At 63.0% G+C, this 16,911-nt stretch carries 18 protein-coding genes; 5 read left to right on the plus strand and 13 right to left on the minus strand.

Annotated features, from left to right (window positions below):
* Positions 1-35 precede the first annotated feature (35 nt).
* The 5 genes from I7X43_RS07660 to I7X43_RS07680 form a co-directional block, all read right to left on the minus strand.
* Complete coding sequence (locus I7X43_RS07660; protein ID WP_198100312.1) at positions 36-2,222, minus strand: methyl-accepting chemotaxis protein; 2,187 nt, start codon at positions 2,220-2,222, stop codon at positions 36-38.
* A 66-nt stretch (positions 2,223-2,288) separates the two neighbouring features.
* A complete protein-coding gene (locus I7X43_RS07665) occupies positions 2,289-2,792 on the minus strand; it encodes a chemotaxis protein CheW (RefSeq protein WP_198100395.1) in 504 nt (167 codons plus the stop codon).
* 31 nt (positions 2,793-2,823) lie between these two features.
* Positions 2,824-4,974 (minus strand): chemotaxis protein CheW, encoded by a 2,151-nt coding sequence (locus I7X43_RS07670; RefSeq protein ID WP_198100313.1) that lies wholly within the window; start codon positions 4,972-4,974, stop codon positions 2,824-2,826.
* A 23-nt stretch (positions 4,975-4,997) separates the two neighbouring features.
* A complete protein-coding gene (locus tag I7X43_RS07675; protein WP_198100314.1) occupies positions 4,998-5,360 on the minus strand; it encodes a response regulator in 363 nt (120 codons plus the stop codon).
* 25 nt (positions 5,361-5,385) lie between these two features.
* Positions 5,386-5,880 (minus strand): hypothetical protein, encoded by a 495-nt coding sequence (locus I7X43_RS07680; RefSeq protein WP_246480235.1) that lies wholly within the window; start codon positions 5,878-5,880, stop codon positions 5,386-5,388.
* 194 nt (positions 5,881-6,074) lie between these two features.
* Here I7X43_RS07680 and I7X43_RS07685 point away from each other — a divergent pair, with 194 nt between their 5' ends.
* From I7X43_RS07685 to I7X43_RS07705, 5 genes are read left to right on the plus strand one after another with little or no spacing between them, the layout of a single operon-like run.
* Entirely contained in the window at positions 6,075-7,226 is a 1,152-nt protein-coding gene (locus I7X43_RS07685; protein ID WP_198100315.1) for a hybrid sensor histidine kinase/response regulator, read from the plus strand.
* Positions 7,223-7,861: a response regulator gene (locus I7X43_RS07690; RefSeq protein WP_198100316.1), complete on the plus strand. Its 639-nt coding sequence runs from the start codon at positions 7,223-7,225 to the stop codon at positions 7,859-7,861. The genes I7X43_RS07685 and I7X43_RS07690 overlap by 4 nt, the downstream gene beginning before the upstream one ends.
* 5 nt (positions 7,862-7,866) lie before the next feature.
* The gene (locus tag I7X43_RS07695; protein ID WP_198100317.1) at positions 7,867-9,117 is read left to right on the plus strand and encodes a sensor domain-containing diguanylate cyclase; all 1,251 of its coding nucleotides are present in this window, start codon (positions 7,867-7,869) and stop codon (positions 9,115-9,117) included.
* Entirely contained in the window at positions 9,104-11,065 is a 1,962-nt protein-coding gene (locus I7X43_RS07700) for a TonB-dependent receptor plug domain-containing protein (protein ID WP_198100318.1), read from the plus strand. The genes I7X43_RS07695 and I7X43_RS07700 overlap by 14 nt, the downstream gene beginning before the upstream one ends.
* The gene (locus I7X43_RS07705; protein WP_198100319.1) at positions 11,047-11,568 is read left to right on the plus strand and encodes a YfiR family protein; all 522 of its coding nucleotides are present in this window, start codon (positions 11,047-11,049) and stop codon (positions 11,566-11,568) included. The genes I7X43_RS07700 and I7X43_RS07705 overlap by 19 nt, the downstream gene beginning before the upstream one ends.
* On the opposite strand, the gene fliR is transcribed toward I7X43_RS07705, so the two are convergent.
* From fliR to I7X43_RS07745, 8 genes are all read right to left on the minus strand, one after another.
* Entirely contained in the window at positions 11,569-12,333 is a 765-nt protein-coding gene (fliR, locus tag I7X43_RS07710) for a flagellar biosynthetic protein FliR (RefSeq protein ID WP_198100320.1), read from the minus strand.
* 64 nt (positions 12,334-12,397) lie between these two features.
* Entirely contained in the window at positions 12,398-12,667 is a 270-nt protein-coding gene (fliQ, locus tag I7X43_RS07715) for a flagellar biosynthesis protein FliQ (RefSeq protein ID WP_198100321.1), read from the minus strand.
* A 7-nt stretch (positions 12,668-12,674) separates the two neighbouring features.
* Positions 12,675-13,409, minus strand: a complete 735-nt coding sequence (gene fliP / locus I7X43_RS07720; protein WP_198100322.1) for a flagellar type III secretion system pore protein FliP — start codon at positions 13,407-13,409, stop codon at positions 12,675-12,677.
* The gene (locus tag I7X43_RS07725; RefSeq protein WP_198100323.1) at positions 13,406-13,735 is read right to left on the minus strand and encodes a FliO/MopB family protein; all 330 of its coding nucleotides are present in this window, start codon (positions 13,733-13,735) and stop codon (positions 13,406-13,408) included. The genes fliP and I7X43_RS07725 overlap by 4 nt, the downstream gene beginning before the upstream one ends.
* Before the next feature lie 66 nt (positions 13,736-13,801).
* Positions 13,802-14,254: a flagellar motor switch protein FliN gene (gene fliN, locus I7X43_RS07730; protein ID WP_198100324.1), complete on the minus strand. Its 453-nt coding sequence runs from the start codon at positions 14,252-14,254 to the stop codon at positions 13,802-13,804.
* Positions 14,244-15,248, minus strand: a complete 1,005-nt coding sequence (gene fliM / locus I7X43_RS07735; protein WP_198100325.1) for a flagellar motor switch protein FliM — start codon at positions 15,246-15,248, stop codon at positions 14,244-14,246. Before fliM ends, fliN begins: the two co-directional genes overlap by 11 nt.
* A 12-nt stretch (positions 15,249-15,260) precedes the next feature.
* Complete coding sequence (locus tag I7X43_RS07740; RefSeq protein ID WP_198100326.1) at positions 15,261-15,863, minus strand: flagellar basal body-associated FliL family protein; 603 nt, start codon at positions 15,861-15,863, stop codon at positions 15,261-15,263.
* Positions 15,864-15,956: 93 nt separating this feature from the next.
* A complete protein-coding gene (locus I7X43_RS07745) occupies positions 15,957-16,523 on the minus strand; it encodes a flagellar hook-length control protein FliK (protein ID WP_216860081.1) in 567 nt (188 codons plus the stop codon).
* Positions 16,524-16,911: the final 388 nt, after the last annotated feature.

Raw genomic sequence — 16,911 nt, forward strand, 5'->3', positions numbered from 1 at the left:
GTGCCGTTCACGCCCTGGGTTGGGGTGCTGGCGACTTAGAAGGTCTCCCAGTCGTCATCCGCAGGCGGTGGGGCCGGCCTGGCGGCCGGAGCGGGGGGGGGCTTGGGCGCAGCGGCCTTCGGCGCAGCGGCGGGACGAAGGGTGGGTGCGGGGGAGGGGGGGCGGGGGCTTGTGGCGCTGCCCGCCCCCGGGGTGGACTTGGGCGCCGGGGTGCGGGCCTTGGTCATTGCAGGGGGTTTGAGCGAGGGCGAGGGCGCCTTGATTGGGGAGGTACCCACGCCCTTGCTCATCCCGGGCGAATCGGTGCCCGTCCGGAAGATGGCAATGGCCTCCACCAAGCGTTGGGCCTGATCGCGCAGGCTTTCGGCGGCCGCAGCAGACTCCTCCACCAGGGCTGCGTTTTGCTGCGTCATCTGATCCAGTTGCACCACGGATTGATTGACCTGCGAAATGCCGTCGCTTTGTTCTGTGGAGGCGGCGGCAATATCGCCAATGATGTCCGAGACCCGCTGCACGCCAGAGACGATGTCATTCATGGCGGAACCGGCGTCTTGAACCAGCCGAGCCCCGGTTTCGACCTTTTCAACGCTGGTGTTAATCAGCGTCTTGATCTCTTTGGCGGCTTCGGCGCTGCGGCCGGCCAGGGTTCGGACCTCGCCAGCCACCACCGCAAAGCCCCGCCCTTGTTCGCCGGCGCGTGCGGCTTCGACCGCTGCGTTCAGCGCCAGGATGTTGGTTTGGAAGGCAATGCCGTCAATCACGCCAATGATGTCGCTGATCTTGCGCGAGCTGGCGCTGATTTCGTCCATGGTTTGCACCACCTGCCCCACCACCGACCCGCCCCGGGCGGCTGCGGTCGAGGTGTCGCTCACCAACTGTTGGGCCACCCGCGCCGAATCGGCGGTTTGCCGCACGGTGCCGGTCAGGTGCTCCATGGAACCGGCGGCCGCCTGCAGATTGGACGCGGTCTGTTCCGTGCGTTGGCTCAAGTCTTGGTTGCCGGTTGCGATTTCACGGCTGGCCACGCCGATGGAGTCGACTGAGTGGCGCACCGTGCCGATCGTGTTGGCCAGATGGGCGCGCATGGATTCAGTGTCTCGAATGAGCTGCCCGATTTCATCTTGACGGGAGCTGGTGACGGACTGAGACAGGTCGCCGTTGGAAACGGCGTCCATGGCGGCTGAGAGCTTGGCCATGGGCTGGGCCACCCAGCGGCTGACGAGCCAGAACAGGCCAAATCCGAGCGCGAGCGTGGCCGCCACCAAAAGTCCCCAGAACGGCAACAGGATGGACCAGTTCTGGGCCATGGCTTCGCTGCGTTTGACTTGGGCGACGACCAAGACGCCCGCGGCCTTGCTGGCGTGGGCAACGCCGAAATACCCGCCGCCGCCATGCCCCAGCATCTCGGGCAAATCATCAATAACGGTTTGGTGAGCCTCGGGGTCGATGGCTGCCAACGCCTTGGCCAGCGCGGGTGACACGTCGGCCACTTTCTTGCCGCGGGCTGTCGGGTGCGCGTAGAAGCGGGAATTGGCGGCATCCTGTGCGTTTTGTACGACCGCCACACCGCCGCTGTCGAAGAAGTGAATGTCTTTGACCATCTGGCCCAGGGCGTTGTTGAAAACGTCCAAATCAAACCCGACCGACAGGATGCCGATGACCTTGCCGTCTTCACCCTTGAGCGGCTCGTAGTGCACCATGAAGGCCCGGTCTTGCAGAAGTTCTGGTGCGGAATAGGCTTGACCCGCGAGCGCCGCTGCGCGGGCAGGGTGGGTTCCCAGGGCGCCGCCCAGTTCGCGTCCGCCGTCGGCCTTCTTGACCGAGGTCGTGATGCGAACGAAGTCATCCCCCTTGCGCACAAAGCCCTGCGCAACACCCCCTGTGGTGTTGGCAAATTTGTCCACCGCGCTGTAGTTCTCGTTCAGCTTGGGACCCCAATCGCGCAGTTCGCCCGTCTCTTCATTGAGCTGGAACTGCGGCCCGAATTCCTGACGGAATGAGCCATAGCTGCGCTTGACCAAGGCCCGGGCGGTGTCGTTGATGGCCGTGATGGTGTCTTCCATGGCCTGACCGCGATCGGACGCCCAGGTTTCGACGGCGCGGTTGGCATTGCGCATCAGCAGCAAGCTGAGCAGCACACTGGTCAAGAACAACACGGCGGCAACCGCACCGATGCCAATGAGGGTGACGCGTCGTGCGAGGGTGGATTGGGTGTTTGCCATACAGATCTAAAAAATCGGGGGCCCCAAGGCCCCCATATTCACTCCATGTGGAGATGGAGGCAAGTGTCAGGCGATGCTTTCCATCAGGCCCATGTCGGCGCTGCTCATCAAACCCTCGATGTCCATCAAGATCAGCATGCGATCGGTCACCGTGGCGATGCCGGTGATGTAGCTGGTGTTGACGGCGGCCGCCGTCATTTCGGGGGCGGGCCGTATCTGATCGCGGCTCAGTTCGAGCACATCGGACACCGAGTCCACCACCGCGCCCACCACCCGATTGCGCACATTCAGCACGATGACCACCGTGAACGCATTGACCTCGGCGCTGGCGCAATGCAGCTTGACGCGCAAGTCCACGATGGGAACGATGACCCCGCGCAGATTCACCACGCCCTTGATGAAATCGGGGGCGTTGGCGATCCGCGTGGGCTGTTCGTACGAACGGATTTCCTGAACCTTCAGGATGTCCATACCGTACTCTTCGGTACCCAGCCGGAAGGTGAGGTACTCACCGGTTGCGGCGAGGCGCGACTGTGCCGGTGCCGTCATGGCGTTGGCGGGAGCTTGCATCAAATTCATGGGGCACCCTGAGGGTTTGAGATTAGTGACGTGACTTGCGAACCAGGGCGCCGATGTCCAGGATCAAGGCCACTCGGCCATCCCCCATGATGGTGGCGCCCGAGACGTCGTGAACCTTGCGGTAGTTGGCCTCCAGGTTTTTCACCACGACCTGCTGCTGACCCAGCAACTCGTCCACCAGCAGGGCCACACGCCCCCCTTCGGCTTCGACCACGACCATGATGGTGGAAACATGCTCGAAGTCAAAGCGTGGAACGTCGAACACCTTCTCAAGTTCAATCACCGGCATGAACTCGTCCCGCACCTCGACCACGCGGCCAGAACCGGCCACTGTCTTGATGGTGTCGGCCTTGACTTGGAAGCTTTCGACAACCGAGGACAGCGGCAAGATGTATACCTCGTCTCCCACCCCCACGCTCATGCCGTCCATGATGGCCAAGGTCAGAGGCAGGCGCACCGAGACTTTCATCCCGTAGCCCTCGGCCGAGTCGATTTCGACATGCCCTCCCAGGGAGGTGATGTTCTTTTTCACCACATCCATGCCCACGCCTCGACCGGACACATCCGTGACTTGATCGGCCGTTGAAAAACCAGGCGCGAAGATGAGATTCCAGACGTCGGAATCGCTCATGCCCTCGTGCGCATCAATGCCCTTTTCCTGGGCTTTGCTGATCAGCTTCTGGCGGTTTAACCCCCGCCCATCATCGCGAACCTCGATGACGATGCTGCCGCCTTGGTGGCTGGCCACCAGGGTGATCGTGCCGTGTTCGGGCTTGCCTTTGGCCAGACGGTCCGCAGGCGATTCAATGCCGTGATCGCAACTGTTGCGCACCAAGTGGGTCAGCGGGTCGGTGATCTTCTCGACCAGGCTCTTGTCCAACTCGGTGGCTTCCCCTTGGGTGACCAGTTCCACTTTCTTGCCCAGCTTGGCGGCGAGGTCCCGCAGCATGCGGGGGAAACGGTTGAACACGACCGACATGGGAATCATGCGGATCGACATCACCGCTTCTTGGAGGTCGCGGGTGTTGCGCTCCAAGTCGGCCAGGCCCGAGGTGAGCTGCTGGTATAGCCCCGGGTCCACGTTGCGGCTGTTTTGCGCCAGCATGGCTTGGGTGATCACCAACTCACCCACCAGGTTGATGAGCTGGTCCACCTTTTCGATCGAGACCCGCAGCGTGCTTTGGTCGGTGCCGCCCGCGGCAGGCTTGGGGGCTGCGGCGGCGGGTTTGGCCGTCGGAACCACGGCCGTTGCTGGCTTGGCGGCTTCTGCTGCGGGGGCGGCCGCGGCTGCCGGGGCGGCCACTTCGGGCGCGCCCGGGGCATCGTCGAAAAATCCGTAGCCCAGATCTTCTTGCTTTTGCGGCTTTTCTTCTTTGGGCGCCCCCGGCGCCCCCGAATAAAAGCCGTAGCCGGGACCGATGGGACTCAACTTCACCTGTTCGCGCGCTACGTGGAAGGTGAACAGGTCCAGCAATTCGTTGTCGCTGCTGGTCGTGGTGACCTTGAAGCGTCGCATGCCGTCGGCGGCCTGACCGCCATCGAGCATTTCGATGGTCCCGAGGTCCGTGATTTCTTTGAACAACTCGACCAGGTTGTCGGCCTGAGCGGGATTGCTCAGCGGACCGACCACCAATTCCAGCTGTCTCGGGCCTCCCGCCGTCGGGGCCGCCGCGGGGGTGGGCGCGGCGGCCGGAGCCGCGGCAGGCGCTGCCCGGGGTGCGGGGGCGGGGGCCGCGCCGCCTTCCAATGTGCCCCCGTCGACCAGAGTGCGAATGGACGCGACGAGCCCCTCGCTTTCGACCGGCTCGCTGCTCGTGCCCGCATGACGGCCGAGCAGGCCCCGCAGGGCGTCACCCGACTGCAGCAGGATGTCCACCATCTGGGTGGTGGGCTGCAACTCATGGCGCCGCAGTTTGTCCAGCAGCGTCTCCATGATGTGGGTGAGCTCCGCCACATCCGAAAAACCAAAGGTGGCAGCACCGCCTTTGATGGAGTGCGCACAGCGGAAGATGGCGTTGAGTTCTTCGTCATCGGCCGCTTCGACATTCACATTGAGCAGCAATTGCTCCATGTTGTCGAGGTTCTCGCCCGCCTCTTCAAAGAAGACTTGGTAGAACTGGCTGAGGTCAATGCCTGCGCCGAGGTTGGCACCTTCGTTGGTCATTTCACCCATGGAGGCTCCCGGTCACACGTCGATTAGCGAATCACTTTACCGATCACTTCGATCAGCTTGGCGGGATCGAAGGGCTTGACCAACCAGCCTGTTGCGCCGGCGGCACGGCCGGCTTGTTTCATGGCGTCGCTGGATTCGGTGGTCAGGATCAGGATGGGCGTGGTCTTGAATTTGGGGTTTTCGCGCAACTTCTTGACCAAACTGATGCCATCCATGCGCGGCATGTTTTGGTCCGTCAGCACCAAGTCGAAATCTCGTTGGGAGGCCTTTTCCCAGGCGTCTTGACCGTCGACAGCTTCCACCACGTTGAAGCCAGCGTTCTTCAGGGTGAAGGCGACCATCTGGCGCATCGAGGCGGAATCGTCCACCGCAAGGATTGAGTGCATCGTGTGCTCTCCGTTTTCTACAGACTTAGAACAATTCGACGGAGCCGGCATCGACTTCGTCTTGGGTTACGGGGTTCGGGCGGTTGGGGGCTTCGATTACCAAAGCTTCGCCGTCCTCATCATCGGTGCCAAAGGCTTCACGGGCCAGTTTGTCAGCGCAGGCCCGAAGACGCTGACTGGTGTGAGCGATCAGCTGCGTTGACATGTCTTGGAACTGCAAAGCGGTTACGGCACCCGCTACATATTGAAGCGCTTGGGCGAATTCTCCGGGCGATAAGGGCTGGCCCTGGGACACACGCTGTGCCAACGATTGGATTTCTCCCGATGCGCCAAAGAAATTCACGGAGAGCGCCTCGCCAGCGTCATCCAGCAGACGCTGCAAGCGCTCCAGATCATTGGTGACGGACATCAGGTGATCCTGGATTTCAGCCGCAGCCAGCAGCGTGAAGCGGGCCTCGCCGGCGGACGCGCCAAACGCTTCTGCATCGAGCGGGGCGTCCGATGGATCGTTTCCCTGCATGGGGCCTCCAGTGGAGCGGTTAAACACGACCGCAGAGCGGTTCACTGAAGGCTAGCCTACTCGAAGCCGCGCGGACATTCACCGTTTCTTGCCTAGGGTAATCCCTTTTGGCTGCGCCAGATACCACAGGCACTTTGCCGGGTGTCGCAAAAGGGTTGCCGCGGCATACTCGGCCGATGGCTTTATTGGAGCAAATGCAGGGGATCCCGGACACGGCTGAAGGGCTCGGAGCGCAACCGGGCTTGACGGTCTTGCATGTCGAGGACTCTGAACTCGATCATTTGATGATCCAGGCCCTGGTTCGACAGTCGGGCGTTGCCGTGCACTGGACTCGCGTGGAGACGCGCGATGCATTTGAGCAGGCCTTGACGCAGCCATGGGATGCCGTGGTGTGCGATTACCAACTGCCCGATACCAGTGGATTGGAGTTGTTGCAGCGCTTGCGTGCGCAGGATCAAGTGTTGCCTTTCATCCTGGTCTCGGGGGAGATTGGTGAGGAAGTCGCGGTAGCCGCCATGAAGGAGGGGGCCTCGGACTATTTGCTCAAAGGCCATCTGGCCCGCCTCGGGGTGGCGTTGCAGCAGGCCGTGCGGGCTGCTCACGCCGAACGGTCGCGGCGTGCCGCCGATCAAGCGCTGCGCAAGTCCACTCGTCAGTTGCAGGAACTCACGGCGCATTTGCAGCAGCGCATTGAAGCGGAGCGGGCGGCACTGGCTCGCGAACTGCATGATGATGTGGGCAGTGCCTTAACCGCCCTGAAGTTTGAACTGGCGGGGATTCAACGCCACGCGGCTGACGATGCGCAGCGACGACGCAGCCAGCGGGCGATTGAAACCCTCACCATGGCCATGGAGGCCAGTCGCCGCCTGATGGCGGATTTGCGCCCGCCCATCCTGCAGGAGGGGGTGGTGGCGGCCTTGCAGTGGTTGGTGCAGGATTTCGAACGTCGGCATGCCATTGCGATTCAATGTGAGGGCTTGGTGGACGATCCAACGGTCGGCTCCGAGTTGTCTCTGGTGATCTACCGTTTCGTCCAAGAGGCCTTGCACAACGTGGCCAAGCACGCGCAGGCGACTCAAGTTCGCGTCGAACTGCATCAAAGCTCTGGCGTCTTGGGGGTGGAGGTTCATGACAATGGCCGGGGCATGGAGGCGGATGCCGCCGACCGGCCGGGTCACTTTGGGCTTCGCGGGCTGCAAGAGCGGGCCGCGAGTGTGGGAGGTTGGGTGGATTTGAGTTCACGTCCCGGACACGGGGTTCAGTTGGTGTTGTCCATTCCACGGGATGGCAATTGGGAGCTGCGGGGTTCGGAAGACGCCGCGTGGTGGGCGGAGGACGGCGCATGATTCGCGTGCTGTTGTGTGACGACCATGCCTTGATTCGGCGCGGCATGCGCGATACCTTGGTGGACGCCGGGGACATCGATGTGGTGGGCGAAGTAAGCGACTACGGCAGTTTGCGCGAGTGGTTGCGTACGGGGTCGCGCCCTGACGTGTTGCTGTTGGACATCAACCTGCCCGGTCGAAGCGGATTGGATGTACTGCACGTGTTCAAGGACGAACCGGACGCCCCGCGGACCTTGGTGGTGTCGATGTACCCGGAAGAGCAATACGCCATTCGCTGCTTGCGGGGCGGTGCCTTTGGTTATGTGAACAAGGGTGGGGACCCGGCGGAGTTGGTGCAGGCTGTGCGCATGGTGGCGCAAGGGCGCAAGTACGTGACGCCTGAGATCGCCCAAATGCTAGTGGAGAACCTGACGGCGCCCCAGCCGGAGCAGGCGCATCAAAAGCTCTCCGACCGCGAATTGCAGACCTTGGTCTTGATCGCCTCCGGCAAGCGACTGTCGGACATTGCCGAAGAATTGGTGCTCAGCCCCAAGACGGTCAGCGTGTATCGCGCCCGGGTGCTCGAAAAACTCGGGCTGTCCAACAACTCTGAGCTGACGGTGTACGCGATCCGGCAGGGGTTGGTTCAAGGCTGACCACCATGGGCCGCTTTACCCAACACTCCCTGGTTCGGCGCTTGACGCGCCTGAACCTGGCGGTGATGGCAGGGGCCCTGGCGCTGAGTTTTCTGCTTACTCAAGCCTGGGTTTTTTTGTTGGCCCGGCAGCGCCAGCAAGAGGCCACGGAAGCGGCGGCTGGCGTGATGGCACAGAACGTTGCGCCCATGCTGGCGTTCGAGGACTCGCGCGCAGCACAAGCCCTGCTGGACGAGTTGGTCAGTCGCCGGGGCGCGGATTTGATGGCGGTTACGGTCCAGGACCGAGCCGGTCGCGTGTATGCCCAGTGGCAGCGCACCCGGGCGCCAGCGCACCCCAGTTGGTTGCCTGGGTTTGGTCAGTCCTACGAACGGCGCATGCCGGTGATGGTGCAAGGCGAGCGGCTGGGTGAATTGGTATGGGTTGAAAGCCTGCAAGGCCTGGAGCGGGTGATGTTGCGCATCTGGCTGGGCAGTTTGGCCTTGTTTGGTGCGACCGGGGCGTTGGCCATCGCGGCCCTGAGAGCCGTCCAGCGGCGGGCGCTATCGCCCCTCATTGCCTTGACAGATCTCACCGAGCAAGTGGCCCAATCGCAGGATTACAGCTTGCGAGCCCCCGTGGTGCGGCAGGACGAGGTGGGGCGACTGGCAGGGCGCGTCAATGAAATGCTGGGTCGCATCGAGGCTTGGCATGCCGATTTGCGCGCTCAGCTGGAGCACGAGCAACGAGCGGGGCATGAGCTCCACCGCCTGGCCCACCGCGATCACCTAACCGGGTTGCCCAATCGCTTGTCATTCGACTTGGAATTGGAGCGCCATGTGGTGCATGTGCAGCAAGGTGGCTATGAACTGGGCCTGATGTTCATCGACCTGGATCACTTCAAAGCCATCAACGATGTTCTGGGCCATGACGCTGGCGATGAGGTGCTGGTGGAGGTGACCCAGCGGATGCATCATTCGCTTCGGGTCAGCGACACCTTGTTCCGGCTGGGGGGCGATGAGTTCGCCCTGCTGATCGCACCCTTGGGCAGCGAACCCTCGATGGAGCATTTGGCAGAGCGGCTCATCCAGGCGGTGGGAGAACCGTTGTCGATTCGTGGACGGGTGATGCCGCTGGGGGCAAGTGTGGGTGGGGCCATTGCGCCGCGTCATGGCCGCGACGCGGCGACCCTGCTGCGTTGCGCGGATGCCGCCATGTACGAAGCCAAAGCGGCAGGCAAGCACTGTTTTCGGATGGCGCGACATGACAACGATTAGGGCGCGATTCGCTTGGAGTCTGGTCCTGGGGCTGGCAGCTCAGGTTGCAGCAGCGCAAGACAGTGGGCCATCGCTGGAGGACTTGCTGCGTCAGGAGCCAGATCGCCCCAGCGCCGATGTCGCCGTGAGCACGGCAGCGCGCCTGGCGCAAAGCAGCGCACAAGCGCCTGGCGTGACCCGGGTCGTCACCCGGCAAGACATTCAACGGCTGGGTCTTCGCACCTTGGCCGATGTGCTGCGTCTCTTCCCGGGTTTGTATTTGGCCCAGGACGACCTGTTTACGCAGATGGGCGTCCGTGGGATCGGCCGACCAGGAGACCTGAACGCACGGATTCTGTTCTTGCTCGATGGCCTGCGCCTGAACGAAAACATTTATGACGCGGGGCAGGTCGACGAAGACTTTGTGGTCGACGTCAGCGAGATCGAGCGCGTGGAGTTCACCTCGGGGTCGGGGTCGGCGCTGTACGGCAACAACGCCTTCTTGGGGGTGGTGCAAGTCTTTACCCGGCGGGCCGATCCGTCCGCAGCCGTGCGGGTTCGATGGCGTTGGGATGGCCCGCAGCGCTTCACCACCCACCTGAGTGCCGGACACCGGCTGGACTCCGGTGCGGAATGGGGGTTCTCCGCCACGCGGATGCGTGCGCGCAGACAAGAACTCTTCGACGCCCTGCCGGCCTACGCCGTGGCGGATCAACAGCGCCTGAACGAGGATCGGGCGGACAAACTGAACCTGCGTTGGATTCAGGGGGGCCTGCGGGCACGCTTGGGCGCCGTGGACCGCATCAAAGGTTTTCCGGTCGAGTTGGGCATATCCGTCCCGGCGGGTTTGGCCCAGGCTGTGGATCGCACCCGCATTCATTGGGGACAGGTGCAATGGGAGCAGCCGCTGGGTGACAGCGCCTGGCTTCAGTTGGGCGCTGCGCGTCAACAGTTGCTTTACCGATACGACGAGCCGTTTCAGAGTCGCAGTGGGCGCAAGGGGGTTTTTCGATTCGAAACCCTGGGCCTGTGGGACTTGGTGGAGGCTCGGGCGGGCGGCGCGTGGACGGATCAGCACGAATGGATGCTGGGGGTGGAAGGGCAAAACGACCGGATGCAACGGATCCGGTACTTTGTTCTGGGCGACGACGACAGCGCGGACGACGCGCGCCATCAGCGTTGGGGCTTTTGGGTCCAGGACGTTTGGCGCCAAAGTGACAACCAGCGTTGGGTTCTGGGCTGGCGAGCGGATCGGCTGCAGGGGCAAGGGTGGCGCACCCATCCCCGGGTCGCCTACGTGTGGTCACCCGCGGAGGGCCGGCAACTCAAGCTGAGCTATGGCGGCGCGTTCCGGGCGCCCAATCGGTCGGAAAGCCTGCACAACAGTTCTCAGGATTTGGCACCGCCGCCGGCAGAACGGGTTCGAAGCCTGGAGCTGGCGTGGGAAGCCCCGCTGGGCGAACGCTGGCGCGGGCGATGGGTGGTGTACGGCGGGCGCGTTCGCAACCTCATCGATGCCGGGCCGGACGACGCCTATTACAGCGCCAGTCCTCCCGTGCGCAGCCGTGGTTTGGAATGGGAAGTGGAGGGCCGTTGGCGGGGCGGAGCCAGTGTGCAGGCCAGCGTGGCGGTGCAGCAGTCTCGCTACGCGGGGGGGGAGCGTTTGAGCAACAGCCCGACCGCTTTGGCACGCCTTCGGTTTTCTTTGCCGCTGGGTGAGGCGTGGCGCCTCTCGGTCCACGGTGAGGCGGTGGGGGCGCGGCGTGTCGATGACGAACGGATCGCCGGCTATGGCGTGTGGCATGCGAACGTCGTCTGGCACGTGGAACCGCAATGGGATGTGTTCCTTGGCGTTCGGAACCTGGCGGACCGGCGCTACTGGGATGCACCGGCGGTTTCAGGGGGTGCGCCCATTGAACAGCACGGGCGTCAGGCCCACATGGGGGTGGAATGGCGCTTCCGTCCCTGAGCTGTCGGGCCTTGAGTCTGAGCCTCCTGCTGTGCCTCGCGGGCGGCGGGGCGGGTGCCGCATCGGAAGAGGAATTGCGGGCGGCCTTTGTGTACCGCTTTGCCCAGTTTACGCAGTGGCCGTCAGCACTGGGGGACCTCGTGGTGTGTGGCGCGCGCTTGGGTGAGACGGAAGAGCCCCTGCGGCGCTTGGACGGTCGAGCCCTCGGGGCCGCCACGGTTCGGTATCGGCGGGTCGAGTCGCCGCGGGAAGCCAGCACACAGTGTCAGGTGCTGGTGCTGGGCCACTCCGACGTGGCCGCGTTGCGCCACTGGGTTCAGGGCTTGGGCTCCGCCTCGGTGCTTGTGGTTGGCTTAAGCGCGGAATCGTGGCGGGCCGGGGCCTCCATTGCCCTGCTGACCGAACCCCATGGCTTGGCGTTCAGCGTGAATCAAAGCGAAGCCCAGCGACGGGGCCTGCAGGTGTCGGCCCAGGTCTTGAAGCTGGCGCGCGAAGTGCGCTGATCAGGCAAAGGCGGCAAGCAGGCGCGCCAGGGTTTGTTCCAATGGGGTCTGCATCAGGGGCAGGGTGGCGACCAAACCCAGCAGGCCCACTGTGACGGTGAGCGGGAAGCCCACCGCAAACACGTGAATTTGCGGCGCCACGCGGGAGATCACGCCCAGCGCCAGATTGACGAAGAGCAACAGGGCGACGACTGGCAGGGCGATCCACAGCCCTGCGCGAAAGATCTCTGCCCCCCACGATTGCGGTGAGGCCAGGCGCAGAAACGCAAACGGCTCCTGCCCGACTGGGAAAACATGAAAGCTCTGGGCCAGCGCCTGGATCAGCAGCAAGTGCCCGTTCGTGGCGATGAAGAGAAACGCCACCAGGGTGCCGAAAAATCGGGCGGTGGCCGTACCCTGCATGCCGGTGCCCGGATCGAAAAAGCCAGCGAAGTTCAGGCCCATCTGCAAGCCCACGATTTCGCCTGCGAATTCCAGCGTTGCAAACACCAGGCGGACGGCAAATCCCATGGAGAGGCCGATCAAGAGCTGTTGGGTGATCAACAGCACCAGCAGCGAGGGGCTGTCCAGCGGCAGCACCGGCATGGGTGGAAGCGAGGCTTGGCTGGCGAGAGCAAAGAACAGGGACAAACCGATGCGCAGGGGGATGGGGACGGCGCGTTGGCTGAACAGGGGCATGCCGGACAGCAAAGCCAGGCAGCGCAAAAAGGGCCAGAGCAGCGGGTTGAGCCAAGCCAGGATCTGGGCTTCGGTGAACCCAATCATGACCAACTCGGGCGGCAACGGTCGGGCTGACGAGCAGCGGCGCGGCAATCGCGGGCCATGGCCGTTACCCGACGGCGCTGGGGATCATTTTCAGGACCCGCTGGATGTACTCGACCAGTGTGGTGAGCATCCAGGGGCCGGCAGCGGCCAGTGTGGCCATGGCCGCCAGCACTTTCGGAACGAAGGAAAGCGTGGCTTCGTTGATCTGTGTCGCGGCTTGCAAAACGGACACCGCAACCCCCACCACCAAGACCACGGTCAGCAGCGGCGCTGCCACGGTCAGCAACATCCACAAGGCTTGCTGACTGAAGGTGAAAACTTGTTGAGCGTCCATGGTGCGGCTAGGTTTGGAAGGAGGCGGCCAGCGAACCGATGAGCAGGTTCCAGCCATCGGCCAACACAAACAACATCAGCTTGAAAGGCAAGGCCACCAAAACGGGGGACAGCATCATCATCCCGAGGCTCATCAGCACGCTGGCGACGATCATGTCGATCACCAAAAAGGGAATGAAGATCAAGAAGCCAATCTGAAATGCGGTCTTCAACTCGCTGGTCACAAACGCTGGGACCAGCACTGTGAAGGGAACTTGGTCGGGTTTGATGTTGGGGCTGACCTTGCCCAATCTGGAAAAGAGCGCCAGATCACTCTGCCGGGTCTGCTTGAGCATGAAGGCCCGCATGGGTGCTTGGGCCTTGTCCAGTGCTTCAGGGAAGGCGATTTGGCCGCTGGAGTAGGGCTCCCAGGCCTCCTTGTAGACCCGATCCAAGGTCGGGCTCATCACAAAGAACGTCAGGAACAGTGACAAACCAATGATGACTTGATTGGGCGGTGCCGACTGCGTGCCCAGCGCCTGACGCATCAGGGACAGCACGATGACGATGCGTGTGAACCCGGTCATCATCAAAATGACCGCGGGCAGGAAACCCAGCGCGGTGAAGAACAGCAGGGTTTGAATGGGTACGGAATAACTCGTGCCGCTGCTGCCCTGGCCGATGAGCAGGGGCAAATTCGCGTTTTGCGCCCAGGCGTTTGCGCTGAGCCCCAGCAGGATGAGAGCCGCTGGCCACTTCCTCATGGCTGGCCCCCTCGGGCTCGCGCCAGCAGTTGACCGAAAGTGGGCGGGGCTTCGCTGGGGGAGGGGGCCTCGCCGGGCTTGAGCTCCTGCAGCAGCTGAATGGACTGGGGCGTGACGCCCAGCAGCAGGTGACGAACCTGCTCGCCCTCACCGATCGCGACGGTGATGAGCTTTTGCTGCGGCCCCAGCGCCAGCACGCCCACCATGCGCAATCCGCTGCCGCCGTGCAGGCGACCCATGGGGCTGCGTTTGAACATCCACAGGGCCAGCGGAATGACCGCCAACACCAGCAGAAACCACAGTGCGGGAGCGAAGGAATTGCCCATGACGCCGATTCTTGGCGTCACAGACCGGGGGCAATCGCCGGGAATGCGGGGCATTGCCCCCCTTCTTCAGGCCTTTGAAAGGCGTCGCATGCGCTCGCTGGGCGTGACGATGTCGGTCAATCGAATCCCAAACTTGTCGTTCACCACCACCACTTCGCCTTGAGCGATCAGGTAACCATTGACCAGCACGTCCATGGGCTCGCCGGCCAACGCATCCAGTTCCACCACGGAGCCTTGCGCCAATTGCAGGATGTTCTTGATCGGGATTCGTGTACGACCCAGTTCAACGGTGAGCTGAACGGGGATGTCCAGAATCATGTTGATGTCGTTGCCCGTGCTGGGGAGCGACGTGGGGGCGAAGTTGTTGAAGCTTGCCGGAGCGACTTGCTCCGGCTGCGTTTGCACTTCGTCGGCGACGGCGGGGGGCGCGGCCGAAGACTCTGCCAGCGCGGCGGCCCACTCGGCGGCCAAGGCGTCCTGATCGTCGGCGGGTGTGCTTGCGAAATCGTCAGTTGTCATTGCGTACCCCCAGCCAGGTTTGATCGGCCCCGGTCAACATTTCTTGGATCTTCACGGCATAGCGGTTGTTGCTGGTGCCGTAGTGGCAGTCGAACACCGGCACCCCGTCGACTTTGGCCTTGATCATGGACTCCAAATCCAGTTCGATGAAGTCGCCGGGTTTGAAGGCCAGCAGTTGCTCAATCGTTGCCGGTGCGGTGCCCAGTTCGGCCACCAACTCCACTTCGGCCGCTTGGATCTGAGTCTTGAGCAAATTGATCCAACGACGATCGGGCTCGGTGCTGTCACCTTGCGTGGTGCTGTAGAGCACGTCGCGAATGGGTTCCAGCGTGGAGTAGGGAATGCAGAAATAGATGGTGCCGGTGGTTTCGCCCACTTCCAGCGTGAAGCTGCTGGAGACCACGATCTCGCTGGGGGTAGCGATGGTGGCGAACTGCGGTTGCATCTCGCTGCGCTGGTACTCCAGTTCAAGCGGGTAGATGCCGCGCCAGGCCTTGTGATATTCCGCGCAAATGACTTCGACCAAGCGCAAGATCACACGCTGTTCGGTTGGCGAAAAGTCCCGGCCCTCAATCCGCGCATGGAACTTGCCAATGCCACCAAAGAGCGAGTCGATCACCGCGAACACCAGGGTGGGGTCGCAAACAATCAGCCCATTGCCGCGCAGGGGCTTGACCGACATGATGTTGAAGTTCGTCGGCACCACAATTTCACGCAGGAAGTGGCTGTACTTCTGCACCTTGATGCCGCCAATGGCGACTTCTGGGCTCTTGCGGATGAAATTGAACAAGCCGACGCGAATATTGCGGGCGAAGCGTTCGTTGATGATTTCCATCGTGGGCATGCGCCCACGGACGATTCGCTCTTGGCTGGCGAGGTTGTACTCGCGTATGCCACCCTCTGGAACTTCTTCCTCTTCGAGCTTCTGGCTTTCCCCCGTGATGCCTTGAAGCAGGGCATCGACTTCGTCTTGCGACAGGATCTGCTGGTTCATCTTTGACCCCCGTTACTGCACGATGAACTGGGAAAAGTGAACATTGCTGACGGGCAGGGCCAAGGGCGCCTTCTTCTTTTTCTTCTTCTTTTTCTTGGCCGTATCGGTGTCTTCTTCGCTCGCCTCGTCCAGGTCGACCTCATAGCCCAGCGGTCGAACGGCTTCGCGTTGGATCTCTTTTTGCAGGCGCTCCTTGCCCTCGCTGCTCAGCAAATCCGCCGCGCTCTTGCGCGACAAAACCATCAAGACACCCGACCGAACGGAAGGCAGGTAGCCCTTGAGGGTGTCGGCCGTCTTCTGGTCGACGACCTCCAAACTGATGCCAATTTGGGCATACCGATCCACGTCTTGATCGGTCAAATTGACCGTGAAGGGTTCCAGGGGCATGTAAACCGGTGGTGTGCCCGGTTTGGCCTTGGCGACTTCGACCTGGGGTGCATGGTCATCCACCGCCTCTTCACCATCCTCGTCCGCCTTGGGCTTTTTCTTCAGCAGCATGAGCGCCGCTCCGCCGCCAACCGCGACCAAGAGCACCACGATCACCAGGATCATGATGAGTTTCTTTTTGCCGCCTCCAGCCGGTGCAGCCGCTTCTGCCGCTTCTGCCTTGGCCATGGGTTCTCCTCGTGTGGGTCCAAAACGGGTGTTGCCCGAGTTTCGATTATTGGTCGCGCCTGCTGGATTGAATCGGTCAATCTGGCTGGGGATTTAGGCGTAAAGGTCCAGCAGACCGTGTTGCCGCTGCCTAGCGGACGGGTTGGCCCCTTCGTTGGGGGCGGGCGGGGTGAAGTGTGACCGCGGCTGGAACTCCGGTTTGCCGGACGGTTGATCGCCCCGGCCGCCCCGCACGTCGGTCTGACCGAGTTGCAAGCCCTCACGCTGCAAAGCCTGTTGGAGCTCCGGCACGCTGGATTGCAGGGCCTCGCGGGTTTCTGACTGGGTCGCATGGAGCATCACGTGGGCTTCCTGACCATCGATGCGGATGTGCACTTCCACGGGGCCCAACTCGGCGGGGTTGAGGTGCAACTGGGCGTGCTGCACACCGTCGGCCGCCCAGGTACTGACTTGGCTGCCCAATTCGGCGCCAAATTGAGGGCTCCAGGGAGAGGCCGTCAAGGCGGCCTGAACTGGGGCTGGGGCCCCGGACGTGAGCACGGTGGGGCTCGACATCAGCGCGGAAACCGGGAGGGCCGGCAGGGGGCTCGGGCCGGCCTCGCGGTCCGCCGTTTGACGGATGCGGCGGAACCCCTCAGCGGTTTCCAACGCGGCGCTCAAGGTGCTGACCGCTGACATCGCGGCCGTAGGGAGGGCGGAAGGGTTGTGATGGGCCGCCATCCGTTCGGTAGGGAGTTCCACGCGCGGGGAACCGGGGCGCTCGAAGGCGGCGTTGCCGGGCGCGGGGGTGGGCCGCGGGGGGCCTTCGCCACTCCCAGGGTTGAAGGCCCTGGCGTCTATGCCAAGCCCTTCCCCTGCGGTAACCGCTGGGTTGATTTCAGGGGATGACGCCGGCGCCTCAGGGCCGGGCAGCGTGGTCGGGTTCGGGGCCTTGGCCGCGGCCGTGAGCGCTCCAGGACGGGGGCCGAGACCGGGCGCGGAGCCTGTTCCGAACGGCCGCCCCGCCCCCTTGACGGGTGGCTCTGCCATGGGCGGGATTGGCGCCCCG

Origin of the sequence: Inhella gelatinilytica (assembly GCF_016093295.1) — a bacterium.
Taxonomy (GTDB): Bacteria; Pseudomonadota; Gammaproteobacteria; order Burkholderiales; family Burkholderiaceae_C; genus Inhella; species Inhella gelatinilytica.